10 protein-coding genes are annotated in these 13,468 nt (G+C 47.5%); all 10 read left to right on the top strand.

Annotated elements, in window-relative coordinates; translation table 11 throughout:
* Positions 1–94 precede the first annotated feature (94 nt).
* On the top strand, positions 95–1,156 hold the full coding sequence (locus BLS15_RS00315) for an oxidoreductase (RefSeq protein ID WP_028531879.1): 1,062 nt from the start codon (positions 95–97) through the stop codon (positions 1,154–1,156).
* 42 nt (positions 1,157–1,198) lie between these two features.
* On the top strand, positions 1,199–1,936 hold the full coding sequence (locus tag BLS15_RS00310) for a GntR family transcriptional regulator (protein ID WP_028531880.1): 738 nt from the start codon (positions 1,199–1,201) through the stop codon (positions 1,934–1,936).
* Between the two features lie 567 nt (positions 1,937–2,503).
* Positions 2,504–3,928, top strand: coding sequence for a type I glutamate--ammonia ligase (gene glnA, locus BLS15_RS00305; protein WP_028531881.1), 1,425 nt, complete (start codon positions 2,504–2,506; stop codon positions 3,926–3,928).
* Positions 3,929–4,185: 257 nt separating this feature from the next.
* Positions 4,186–5,481, top strand: coding sequence for a sugar ABC transporter substrate-binding protein (locus tag BLS15_RS00300; protein WP_028531882.1), 1,296 nt, complete (start codon positions 4,186–4,188; stop codon positions 5,479–5,481).
* Positions 5,482–5,541: 60 nt separating this feature from the next.
* Positions 5,542–6,858: a sugar ABC transporter permease gene (locus BLS15_RS00295; RefSeq protein ID WP_021253981.1), complete on the top strand. Its 1,317-nt coding sequence runs from the start codon at positions 5,542–5,544 to the stop codon at positions 6,856–6,858.
* Positions 6,859–7,692, top strand: coding sequence for a sugar ABC transporter permease (locus BLS15_RS00290; RefSeq protein ID WP_021253980.1), 834 nt, complete (start codon positions 6,859–6,861; stop codon positions 7,690–7,692). It begins immediately after the preceding gene.
* A gap of 199 nt (positions 7,693–7,891) precedes the next feature.
* Positions 7,892–9,643: a glycoside hydrolase family 13 protein gene (locus tag BLS15_RS00285; RefSeq protein ID WP_028531883.1), complete on the top strand. Its 1,752-nt coding sequence runs from the start codon at positions 7,892–7,894 to the stop codon at positions 9,641–9,643.
* A 125-nt stretch (positions 9,644–9,768) separates the two neighbouring features.
* Entirely contained in the window at positions 9,769–10,683 is a 915-nt protein-coding gene (locus tag BLS15_RS00280) for a LacI family DNA-binding transcriptional regulator (RefSeq protein ID WP_090509299.1), read from the top strand.
* 25 nt (positions 10,684–10,708) lie between these two features.
* A complete protein-coding gene (locus BLS15_RS00275; RefSeq protein WP_021253977.1) occupies positions 10,709–12,055 on the top strand; it encodes an alpha/beta hydrolase in 1,347 nt (448 codons plus the stop codon).
* Entirely contained in the window at positions 12,052–13,398 is a 1,347-nt protein-coding gene (locus tag BLS15_RS00270; RefSeq protein ID WP_021253976.1) for an alpha/beta hydrolase, read from the top strand. Before BLS15_RS00275 ends, BLS15_RS00270 begins: the two co-directional genes overlap by 4 nt.
* The last annotated feature ends 70 nt before the right edge of the window (positions 13,399–13,468 follow it).

Here is a 13,468-nt window from a genome sequence, read left to right as displayed (position 1 = left end):
TTTATATCCTTTCAAATATAAAACTATATACTTTTAAATCAAAATGTATATAATATTCTTAGAAGTGAGTTTAAAAAAAAGGAAGTTTTAGCATATGACATTAACAATGGGCTTTATCGGGTTTGGGAAGTCAGCCAACCGTTATCATTTGCCTTACGTGAATACGCGTAAGCATATAAAAGTAAAAACAATTTATGTCCGGCACGTTAACGAACAATTAGCGGCTCCATATCGCGAAAAGGGTGTTGCCTTCACCACTGATTTGGATGAACTATTGAACGACAAAGAAATTCAATTGGTGACGATCTGTACGCCAGCACACACGCACTACGAATTGGCGAAACGAGTTATACTTGCAGGGAAATCAGTTATCGTTGAAAAACCATTCTGCGATACCGTTGAACACGCGAAAGAATTATTAGCTTTAGGCCGCGAAAAAGGTGTAGTCGTGATGCCTTACCAAAACCGTCGATTCGATGGTGATTTCTTAGCTGTGAAGCAGGTCGTTGAACAAGGCTTCCTTGGCGACATTATGGAAGTTGAATCGCATATTGATTATTTCCGTCCTGGTTCAATCAGCCGCGAAGGTTCGAAAGAAGAAGGTTCATTCTATGGATTGGGTATTCACATGATGGATCGCATGGTTTCGCTATTCGGACGTCCAGATGTGGTGACCTACGATATTCGCAATAATGAAGTGGCAGGTGCGATTGATAACTATTTCGATGTGGATCTTCATTACGGACACCAATTGAAAGTTAAACTGAAAACCAACCATGTCGTAGCAAAAGATTATCCGCGCTTTATCGTTCACGGAACAAATGGCTCATTCATCAAGTACGGTGAAGATCAGCAGGAAAATGATCTGAAAGCAGGCATTATGCCTGAGAGTGCAGGCTTTGGTGAAGATTCACCGATGCACTATGGCATTGCGAAATACCGGAACGCGAACGGTGATTGGATTGAAAAACAAATCAAAACTCCGCTTGGCGATTACGGCCGTTTCTATGATGCAGCGTATGAAACCATCGTACATGGCGCAGCAAAGCTTGTGAAAGACGAAGAGGCGATAACAAGCATGGAAATCTTGGAGAACGGATTTGCAGCACCATCCCCTTCCGTTTATAAGCTTGAGGCATTGCATTTGAATGAATAGAAGTTGTCTAAGCAGAACATCCAGCACATAGGAGGCGAGGAAATGGCAAGCGGGTCTACGCAAGTAAAATACCTCGCCATTTACCAAAAAATCAAACAGCAGATTTTAGACGGTGAGTATAAAGTCAATGAGAAAATCCCAAGCAGCCCGATCCTTGCTGAAGAATTCGGTGTGTCGGTTCTCACCATCAAAAAGGCGTTGGATCTGTTAGTTCGTGACGGCTACATTATCCGCCGACGGGGCAGTGGAACGGTGGTACAGGATTGGCATCAGCAGGAGAAGGCGCGAATGATTCAGACCTTAACTGGTACGAAAGCTGTATACGGCAGTGAGGTTGAAAGCAAGATCATCGAGTTTGTGATTGTCGGCGCAGATGAAACCATTGCCGGAAAATTGGGGATCGCAGCCGGCGATTTTGTCTATAAAATCATCCGCCTCCGCATCATTCACGGTATTCCAACGATTATGGAGCATACATGGATGCCGATTTCGATCATACCAGGTGTTGAAGTTTCGGTTCTAGAGCAATCAATATACTCGCACATACAAAACAAGCTTGGTCTTGAAGTGGGGACATCGATTGTCCGGGTCAAAGGAATTCGCCCAGATGAAAGGGAAAAGCAGTTTATGGACGTGCAGGATCAGGATTTCCTGATGCGGGTCGAACAGGTAGCCTACCTGACTGACGGACGCACCTTTGAGTACTCTTACGCCGACCATCTGCCAGAAACCTTTGAATTTGAAACTGTCATTACCGCGAAGAATTATAAAGAATCATAGATGTAACAGGATGGAGCAATTTATTTGCCCATCCTGTTTTTATTTATCCTCAATTAAGCGTTAACCCCAGAATCACTTTTGTAGCCCGGTTTCCTTTGGAAATCTCGAATGCGTTCAGGAATGAAGATTGATCGATGAACCTCCAGGTGTAAAAGTTGATGCTGGTGTAAGCATGAAAAAATACGGATATAAAAGATGATTTCTTAGACGAGTAAGGAATTGAAGCAGCTGTAATTTTTAATGATAAAACTTATCTATATGTATAATTGTGCAAATAAAATGAATGATAGGTTATGTACCAAAACGTAGTGCGCTGATAAAAATGAGTTCAAACGATCAGGTATTGATGAAGTTAGTCTAAAATATGCCGGAATGATCATGAGTATTTAAGGTGTATAGGGAATGAAATCAATTTTAATGTTAGATAACCTTACATTAAATAAAAAAATACCTTACATGAGTATTGACGAAAGAGCATCCTGCTACATATAATGATTTCAACAAATAATACAAAGTGAACATTCGGATGAAAAGAATATGAAATGTTCGGATTGGGGAGGAATCGAGATGTCAGTCAATACCGTGTTGGAGTTAATGAAAGAGAAACAAATTGAGTATGTGGATTTTCGTTTTATTGATCTGTTAGGTCGTGCGCATCATATCAGCTTGCCTGCATCCGAAGTGGATGAGAGCACGTTCGAGAACGGCGTTGCGTTTGACGGTTCCTCGATTACTGGTTTCCGTGGAATTGAAGAATCCGATATGGTCATGATGCCAGATACGGAGAGCAGTTATGTCGATCCATTTACGGCACGTCCGACGCTCATTATTATGTGCAACATCTTCACGCCTGACGGCGAGCGTTATGAGCGTGATCCTCGCAGCATTGCACAGAAGGCGGAAGAGTATTTGGCAACCACAGGAGTAGGCACGGATGCTTACTTTGCGCCAGAATCTGAATTTTTCATCTTCGATGATGTTCGTTATGAGAATACAATGAACAGTTCTTCCTTCTTCGTCGATTCCGAAGAGGCTTCTTGGAACACGAACCGTAAGGAAGAGGGAGGGAACCTGGGCTTCAAGATTCATACAAAAGGCGGATATGTACCCGTAGCGCCAATCGATACACAACAAGACTTGCGCAGTGAGATGTGCAGCCTGCTGCAAGAAGCAGGACTTCGCATTGAACGTCATCACCATGAGGTTGCAACGGCAGGGCAAGGCGAGATCAACTTCCGCTTTGATTCACTGACGCGTACTGCGGATAACCTGATGAAGTATAAATATATTGTGCACAACACGGCACGCCGCTTCGGGAAAGTAGCGACCTTCATGCCGAAGCCGCTGTTCGGGGATAACGGAAGCGGGATGCATGTGCATCAATCGATCTTTAACGGCGATACACCGTTGTTCTATGAAAAGGGCGGCTATGCGAACTTGAGCGAGATGGCACTGCATTATATCGGCGGAATTTTGCACCACGCGCCAGCGCTTATCGCATTGACGAATCCGAGCACGAACTCCTTTAAGCGACTTGTGCCGGGATATGAAGCGCCTGTAAATCTTGTGTTCTCGAAAGGCAATCGTTCTGCGGCTGTACGTATTCCGGTAGCGGCTGTTACACCGAAGGGATGCCGGATTGAGTTCCGTACACCGGATTCTACGGCGAATCCATACCTGGCCTTCGCTGCAATGTTGATGGCAGGTCTCGACGGAATCAAGCGCAAGCTGGATCCTACAGAGCTTGGTTATGGTCCATATGACCGCAATATTTATGAACTGTCGGATGCGGAGAAGCGTGAGATTCGCAGCGTTCCAGCGACGATGGAAGAATCACTTGATGCGCTTGAAGCTGATTATGAATTCTTGCTTGAAGGCGGCGTATTTACCAAAGCATTTATCGAAAATTATTTGCATATCAAACGCAAGGAAGCCAAATCCGTAGCGATCCGCATCCATCCGCAAGAATATAGTTTGTATTTTGATTGCTAATTCCGACATTCATATCGTCATAGCCTTCGTGTCCCTAGCGGATACGGGGGTTTTTGTTTTTGGAACTTACTACGAACAGCAGCTTATTTTCTTCATGTTGTCCCTGGTTCCACAATTTTTATTTGACGGCATCGGGCATTAGAAGTTATCATGTTACTGAAATTACTTAAACGTTTAAGTTGAGTTAACCTGTCATGATGTGAAAAACGTTTCTGCTTGAATTCAACAACTAATAGATGGGATGGGAGGGGAAGAAAGTGTCTAAACGCTTCTTCATTTCAATGTTGATGGTCTCATTGTGCACCATGATACTGCTCTCGGCTTGCGGCGTACAGCATGCGACCTCAACATCTCCGGAAGCTGAAGGGAAGAATGCACATCAGGGAGAAGGGCAAGCCAGATCGCAGCCGGAGAAGGGAGCCCATTTGCTCGTATGGGAATCGAAGGGGCCTGAACTAGATTTTTTGAAAGCGGTCGCAGAAGATTTTGAACAGGAATATGGGATTGGTGTAAAAGTAGTGGCGGTTCCGTCAATCGACGCTGTCACGAAGCTGACGACGGATGGACCAGCCGGAATCGGGGCCGACGTGTTTTCCGCGCCGCATGATCATTTGGGGAATGCAGTCATGGCTGGACTCGTGCTGCAAAATGATGTGTACGACGAACAAATGAAACATCAAATTATGGATTCCGCCCTAGAAGGTGTCACCTATGATGGGGTGTTCTACGGTTTTCCAACCGCGATCGATACGTACGCGCTGTACTACAATAAAAAACTGCTGAATAAAGCTCCTGCCACTTATCAAGAGCTCATTCGGTTCGCTGATACGTATAACGATCCAAAAAACAAACAGTACGCCTTTATGTGGAATGTGGGGCAATTGTATCAGTCTTACTCGTTTCTGGCAGGCTACGGGGGATACATCTTTGGCAATGGAGGGAAGGATGCTGGCGATATCGGCTTGAGCAATGCGGAATCGATTGCAGGAGCCGAGTTCTTTCAATCTTTGAAAAAAATACTGCCTGTCAACAGCAACGATATGAACGACAATATCATTACCGGATTTTTCATGGAAGGGAAAACAGCTGCTATCATAGGAGGGCCTTGGCTCATGACGGACGTGAAGAGCGCGGGCATCGATTTCGGAGTGGCGCCGCTTCCTCTGCTGCCTAATGGAGAACATCCACGAAGCATGTCCGGCATCCGGGCGCTGTATGTGAGTTCCTATACCGAATATCCGGTTGCTGCGAAGCTGTTCGCGAGCTATGCGACCTCTCGCAAAAATCTCGTCAAGCGATATGAAATGACAACACAGCTGCCGCCGAGACAAGACATGATGGAGGAGCCGAGCATCAAGGGGAATGCGAACGCACTTGCCTTTCTGGAACAAACGAAGCATTCTGCTCCAATGCCGTCCATCCCAGAAATGGGCAACGTATGGGTGCCGGCGGGGGCTGCCCTTGCTGCAATATGGAATGACAATCAACAACCAGGCGAAGTTTTAAAGAAGGCAGTCGAGCAGATCAATACAGCGATTCAGACAAAAAAATAGGGTGCTCAAAATCGGACTTTTTAAACTACATCTAAAAAATCGACGAAGGCGGTCTTCCGAATGGAACTGACAACAGGTGCCCGTCGGCATCGGACGAAAGCGGCTGTATTCTCCGCTGTGTGTATCGGATTAGGCCAGCTGTACAACAAGCAGTATATGAAGGGCTTGCTGTGGATGATCGCGGCACAGTTATTCTTTTGGATCTACTATCCGATTGCTTATCGAGGAATAAGAGGGCTGATAACGTTAGGCGACGCGCCTACGAAGGTGGTTGCCGGACAAGTGTTCAAAGGCGATCATTCTATTTTCATGATGATTGAAGGACTTATTACGTTGGTGCTCATTCTCTTGTTCGCCGGGTGCTATGTCCTGAATATTTATGACGCAAAGAGAAACGGAGCATTGCGGGATGAAGGACACCCTGCTCCGGGGTTCATCGAATCCATCAAGCAGACGAAGCTTCGGCATTTCCCATATCTGCTGCTGCTGCCTTCTATCTGCTTCGTGCTGTTCGTAACGGTAGTGCCGCTCATCTTCAATGTGCTGATTGCCTTCACGAACTATTCGGCTCCGAACCATATTCCCGACCGGAACTTAGTAGATTGGACGGGGCTAAGCTCGTTTTATGATTTATTTGCACAAGAAGCGTGGCGCAACACCTTCTTCGGCATTTCGGTGTGGAACATCATCTGGGCTGCGGCCTCTACGGTGTCCGTCTTTTTTAGTGGGCTTCTGCTAGCATTGATGGTGAACCATCCCAAAGTGAAATTCAAAAAGTTTTGGCGTACGATGTTCATTTTGCCGTGGGCGGTTCCGCAATTTATATCGATTCTGGTATTCAGGGTGCTGCTGAACGGTTCGTTCGGACCTGTGAACGATATGATCACCAAGCTCGGCTTCGCGCCAGTACCTTGGTTGTCTGATCCGACAATGGCCAAGTTTACGATTCTGCTCGTGAACTTGTGGTTCTCCACTCCGTTCCTGATGGCATTGATGTCAGGGGTATTAACGACAATGCCGAAGGACTTGTACGAAGCTGCCGCTGTGGATGGAGCAACGGGAACGCAGAGATTCGTCAAGCTGACGCTTCCGTTGGTATTGGCGGCGACGGCACCGATTTTAATCATGCAATTTGCTTTTAACTTCAATAACTTCAATTTGATCTACATGCTAACGGACGGCAATCCGACCCAGCCTGATTATTATTACGCGGGCAGCACGGATATTTTAATCTCTTGGATATTCAAGATGACGTTGAATCAAAGCCAGTTCAATATGGCCTCTGCTGTCTCGATCATTATGTTCGTCTTTATCACCGTATTCTCCTTATGGAACTATCGGCGGATGAAGATAACTCAAGAAGAGGATATGGTCTAAATGTCTAAATTTTTGAACAACTTGGTCGTGGCGGGCATTTACGCGGTGTTTGCCGTGCTGCTCCTGACAACGGTATATCCGCTGATTTGGGTGATTGGAACTTCGCTTAACCCGGGCAATTCCTTAATGGTAAGCCGAATGTTTCCTGATCAGCCCACGCTCGCTCATTATACGGAACTGATTCGAAATACGGATTTCGTGCTCTGGTTTTCGAACACAGTCACGATCGCTCTTGCGAATGCGGCATTGTCAACGACATTGGTGGCAGCGACGGCCTATGCATTTTCCCGTTTTCGATTCAAAGGGAGAAAGCAAGGGTTAATGACATTGCTCATTCTTCAAATGTTTCCGGGCTTTCTGTCCATCATGGCAATCTTCGTGCTGCTGATGCAGACGAAGCTGCTTGATACGCATTTGGGTCTCATTCTCATCTATGCGGGCGGTTCTATTTCGATGGGAACTTGGGTCATGAAGGGCCATTTCGACACGATTCCGAAAAGCTTGGAGGAAGCGGCCTATATTGATGGCGCGGGCCACCTTGAGACGATGTTCAAAATCATATTGCCATTGTCTTTGCCTGCAATTACGTTTGTTGCATTGAACAGCTTCATTACGCCATTCATGGATTTTATCCTGCCGCAAATCGTGCTCAGATCATCTGAGAAGATGACGCTAGCCCAAGGCTTGTACAACATGGTGGCGAACGAGACGAATTCAAGCTTTACGACCTTCGCTGCTGGCGCCGTTCTTGTAGCGCTGCCGATTACGTTCCTGTACATGTATTTCCAGAAGTATCTCATTCATGGGATGACGGCAGGTGCAGACAAAGGCTGACGACAGGGGTACATCCTGAGCAATCTTCGTGATCAAAAGCGACCATAAATTAGTGTCTAAAAGTCGGTTTTCAGCACCGAGAAGGTTGCAAGAACTCGAAGAAAGAGCAGCGGAATTCGAGAGTGAATGCAAGATTCGATGTCGAGTTTACACCTTGAATAATCTTCGTGATCAAAAGCGACTTAAAAAGGAGTTTGTTATGTTACTGGAAGCGATCTACCACAGACCCGGAAATTCATACTGCTATTCTTACGATAACGACACGATCCATATCCGGCTGCGCGCGAAGAAAGGCGATCTTCGGTCAGTCACAGCTCTGTATGGTGATAAATACGATTGGGACAAGACCGTAAGGGAAGCTGCCATGTTCATCATGGGTAGCGACGAACTGTTCGATTATTGGCATGTGGAGGTAGCTCCTCCGCACAAGCGGCTTCGTTATGCCTTTGAATTAGCTGCGGGCGAGCAGACGATATGGTATACGGAAAAGGGATTCGTTGCCGAAAAGCTAGCTGATCCACTGACGTTTTTCGACTATCCGTTCTTATGGTCAAGCGAGGTGCTACAGCCGCCGGCGTGGGTGAAGGATGCGGTGTTCTATCAGATTTTCCCTGATCGGTTTGCCAACGGGAACCCTGACAATGATCCTGAACAGGTGCGGTCTTGGACAGCCGACGATCCGGGGCAGGATGATTTCTACGGCGGTGATCTCCAAGGGGTGTTGGATCGTCTGGATTACATCAGCGAGCTTGGCGTTAATGCCATTTACTTTACCCCGTTGTTCGAGGCAAAGACGAATCATAAATATGACACGACGGATTATTTGAAGGTGGATCCGCAGTTTGGCGACGTGGCCCTGTTGAAGAAACTGGTGAAGGCCTGCCACGACCGGGGGATTCGCGTTATCTTGGATGCGGTATTCAATCATTGCGGCTATTGGTTCGCCCCGTTCCAGGATGTTATGAAGCATGGGGAAGCATCACGCTATCGGGACTGGTTCCATATCGAGCAATTTCCGCTCGTGCGGGAGCCGAGAGCATCTTACCGCTGCTTCGCCTTCGAATCTCACATGCCGAAGCTGAATACGGTCAATCCCGAAGTCAAAGCCTACCTGCTTGAAGTCGCGCAATATTGGATTCAGGAATGCGATATCGATGGCTGGAGATTGGATGTTGCGAATGAGATCGACCATGATTTCTGGCGCGAGTTCCGCAGAACATGCAAAGGATTGAAGTCGGACTTTTATATTTTGGGTGAGATATGGCATGATGCGATGCCTTGGCTGCGCGGCGATCAGTTTGACGCGGTCATGAATTATCCGGCTACGGAGGCTATTCTTGATTTCTTTGCAAAAGGGACAATCGATGCGGAACAGTTCTCTTATCAAGTGAACAGGCTGTTGGCTGATTATCCGAAGCAAGTGGGTGAAGCTACCTTCACGATATTGGGCAGCCATGATACCCCGCGTTTGTTAACCATGGCTCAAGATGAACGCAAAATGAAGCTTGCAGCGCTGTTCCAGTTCACATTCCTCGGTGCCCCATGCATTTATTACGGGGACGAGGTGGGCATGACAGGCGGGCCGGATCCGGATTGCCGGAAGCCCATGGTATGGGAAGAGGAGAAGCAGAATGGCGGACTGCTGCGTTTTTATCGGGAACTGATCGCTTTGCGTACCGCCCATCCAGCACTGCGGCAAGGCTCATTCCGATTCGTTTATGCGTCCGGAGATCACTTGGTCATACGAAGACAGCATGCTGACGAGCAAATGTATATTTGCTTCAATAATAGCGAGCAGGCAGGAGCGTTCTCCTTTTCGTTGGAGCAGGCCAATTCGTTGTCGTTATCACCTTCGATGCTCGGAGACGGATCTTTTACGTTTGAAAATAACAACGTTGCGATTAGCTTGCCTGCGTATGGCTGGATGGTATTGATGACTGAATCAAGATAAATGAAGCTAAATAAAGCTACGACTAGATATGTTCTGTGGGAGACTAGGGCTAAATTGACACCCTATGGGCGGTATGCTTTAATTGGCTTAAACGTTTAAGTCTAAGCCAAGCGAGGTCGAATAAGATGAAGAAGACAACGATAAAAGATATCGCCCAAGCAGCGGGTGTGTCCATTGCTACTGTGTCCTATATATTGAATGACGTTAAGAATCAATCCATTTCGAATGAGACGCGCGTCAAGGTGTTAAAAATCGCGCAGCAGCTCAAATACGTGCCGAACCGAACAGCCCGCTCTTTAAAAGTAAAGAAGTCGGGCTTGATTGGAATTCTGGTATTCAAGGACGATCAACAAAGCCTTGGGTCAGATTTGAAGTACGCCAAGACCATAAGCAAGATCGAACAGCAATGCAGTGCGCTTGGCTATCATGTTATTTATATGCAAATCGACAATACGGAACCGTCATACAAGGTTATTATGGAACGGAATTTGGACGGCGTATTTTTAATCAATGTGGATCAGGAGCGATTTGCGACGATTACGCCCTACTTTGGCTTCGGGATACCCGTGTTTGTCGTGGACAGTTATATTGAAGACTCGCTTTTTCATAAAATTATGCCTGATGTGGAAGCGGGCTTTCAACGATCGCGCGATTTGCTGAATGAAGCTCCGCAGTTTCTTATCATGGATCGCTACAACAATAACCAATGGATGGATGTCATCAAGCAGGCATCGGGTTTGCCGGAAGAACGGATTCATGTATATGAACACAGCCAGGGGATGGAGTCCTTCTTGACCAAGTTCGATGGCCAACCGGGCATCGTACTGAACGAATTTATTGCCAATGAAGCCGCCAAAGTCCATCCCAACTTGATTGCATGGTGCACGTGCCACTGTCCCGAAATTCTCGGTCAAGATACAGAGAGGGTCACTTTCGACTTGAGTAGATACGATTCATTTGTAGGCGTTATGAACAGCTTTATTGATGATGTGGAGTATGTGCACGAGGAGAAGTTTTTGAAATTACCAGTCTCCTCGTAGATCAATATATGAGGAGAAATGCGTAGTGGATTCATCACGTCTTATTGAGATCGACGAGTTTTATTCGAGGATCTTATCTAATAGAAGAAAAGTATTTATTTACTTGCCTCCGAGCTATCGGACGAACGAACAGAAGCGGTATCCCGTGCTCTATATGCACGATGGGCAGCATGCCTTTTTCGCGGATCACAAGGGAGACTCCTGGGATGTCCATCTTACGGTTGATCGTCTTGTAGCCGAAGGCAGGATGAAGGAAATCATCGTGGTTGCCATTTCCCATATCGAAGATGCACGGATTGCGGAGTACATGCATGCGAATCCGGATGGGCACAACCTATTCAACACAGCGAACCAAGGTGAGCGGTATGAGCAGTTTCTCGTAGAGGAAGTGAAGCCTTATATCGATCGAGAATACCGTACACTTCCAGGCAAGGAGCACACTGCCTTAATGGGGTCATCCGCTGGCGGCTTGGTGTCCTACAATATCGGATTTCGCCAATCGGATACGTTCGGCATGATCGGGGCATTATGTCCGTTCGTCGTTAGCGTAAATCCGGATACGATGGAGGATCGCTGGCTAAGTCATATCTATACGGAAAAGAAGGATCTCAAGATCTGGATGGATGTCGGTGATGCGGAAGGCTTTACCGTTATGGAGAAGCATGTGCGGCAGGTCGTAGACACGCTCGTTCGGATCGGATATGAGCCAGGGAATGATCTGATGTATTACTATGCCGTCGGTTCCGGACACGCGCAGAAGGATTGGGCCGCAAGGGTTCATGCGCCGCTCCTTTATTTCTTCGGAGATATCGGCATGCCTGTACATGCTGAACTGCACGGTTCCCATGTAGTCGGAATTCTGGGGCCGACGCTAAGGTTCAATGCGGTCGTTCATTACGACAGCGGTTTTGTCATGACGGATTTGAACGCTCGGTATGAAGTGGCCGATCCCCGCATCCTAGAAGTAACCGTGGATGGAACGCTCATTCCGAAGCGGTCGGGCAAGACGCGCGTGATCTATCATCATGATCAGCTCACGGCACATGCAGATATTACAGTCATTCCATATCTTTCGGAGAAGGCTGCAGTTACGTTGGTCGTAAAGGTACCCGAAAATACGCCGCCTACCGAAAGGCTGTATGCAGGGATTGAGCTGCCAATGATCGATGAAGGGCAATATGGAGGCACGTTCGAGGTGCCGCGGGATATGGCGTTCGAGTTCCGGATTTCTCGTGGCTTGGGCAAACATGAGACGGATCGTTACGGACAAGAAGTGCCATATCGCAAATTTACGGTTACTGATGGTTTGGAGCTGTATTACGAAGTCGAGAATTGGATTGATCTAGCGGCGGAAAGGGTGGAGGAGCGATGAACACGAAGTACGGATCAAGCATACTGCGCGTTGAAACATTTCACTCGGAACATCTGAACAACGATAGAGAACTGTTCATTTATCTTCCTCCGAGCTACCAACAAGATTCGAACAAGCGGTATCCAGTCTTATACATGCATGACGGTCAAAATATTTTTCATCCGGCCTTCAACGGCTATTCATGGAACGTGCATGCTGCCGCCGATAAGCTGATTGCCGAACAGCGTATGGAAGAGATCATCATTGTCGGCATTCCGAATATGGGGATGGAGCGGGCAGATGAGTTCACGCATGACTTGGAGGGCGTTCGTTATCAGGACGACAAGTTTTCAGTCCAACCGCGAGGCCATCAGTATGAGCGCTTCCTGATTGAAGAGGTCAAGCCTTATGTGGATGCCTTATTCCGCACGCGACCAGAACCGGAGCATACGGCCTTAATGGGCTCTTCAAGGGGCGGACAGGTGACGTATCATATTGGGCTGCGGCGTCCTGACGTATTCAGCATGCTGGGGATTATCTCGCCTTACTTGTATTGCGTTTATCCTGAAACGTTGGAAGAAGTGCCGTTGTACCATACTTTTACCACCAAGCAGTCACCCATGAGAATATGGATCGATGTCGGCAGCCGTGAAGGGCTGCTGGTCATGGAGAAGCATGTGCGCGAAGCAGCGGAAAGTTTGCTTAGCCTTGGCTACAAAGCAGATGATGAGCTTGTCTATCTCTATGAACCTGGAGCGGCTCACGTTGAGAAAGATTGGGCGGCGAGGGTGTCTGCACCGCTCATTCACTTCTTCGGCAAGCGCGGCAAGGCTTGCTCTCTTACGCTGCATGGCGATCAAGAGGTCGGGATCGCAGGGCCTCTGTGCCGGCTGAATCCGATTATCGAGTTCGATTCCGGCTTCAAGATGTCAGCGCTTCGTGCGGCGTACCGTGTGGAGGATGAGCAAATCGCGCAGGTTCGGGATGATGGTACGGTTATTCCGCTTCGCCCGGGCGTTACGGAAGTAACGGTGCAATTTGAAGGTTGTTGTGAAGCCTCGATGCCACTGCGAATCGTGGAGGAGCTCAGTACGCATGTTGACTTGGAGATCATTGTCCATGTGCCGCCTGGTACGCCGCAGGATCTCAAGCTGTACGCTTGGTTCCCATTGACGTACGATCCGAACACGGATGCATATGCGACACGCCTGCGCATCCCGCTGCATACAGATTGGCTGTTCCAAGTGAGTCGAGCAGACGGAATCGTGGAGGTAGATGGAGCGGGGGCTCGTGTCGAACGCAGCTATAAGGCAGAGCAGGATGAAACCTTAGTGATACATGTTGAGAGATGGAGCGGGCAATAAGGATAAACGGATGGAAGCACGATGTGAATGGTCGAATAAATGAGTGATATGCGAATCGGCATCGGGAGAA

It is taken from the genome of Paenibacillus sp. cl6col, assembly GCF_900102125.1.
Classification (GTDB): Bacteria; Bacillota; Bacilli; order Paenibacillales; family Paenibacillaceae; genus Paenibacillus_B; species Paenibacillus_B suaedae.
This window is presented reverse-complemented; position numbering and strand designations above follow the sequence as displayed.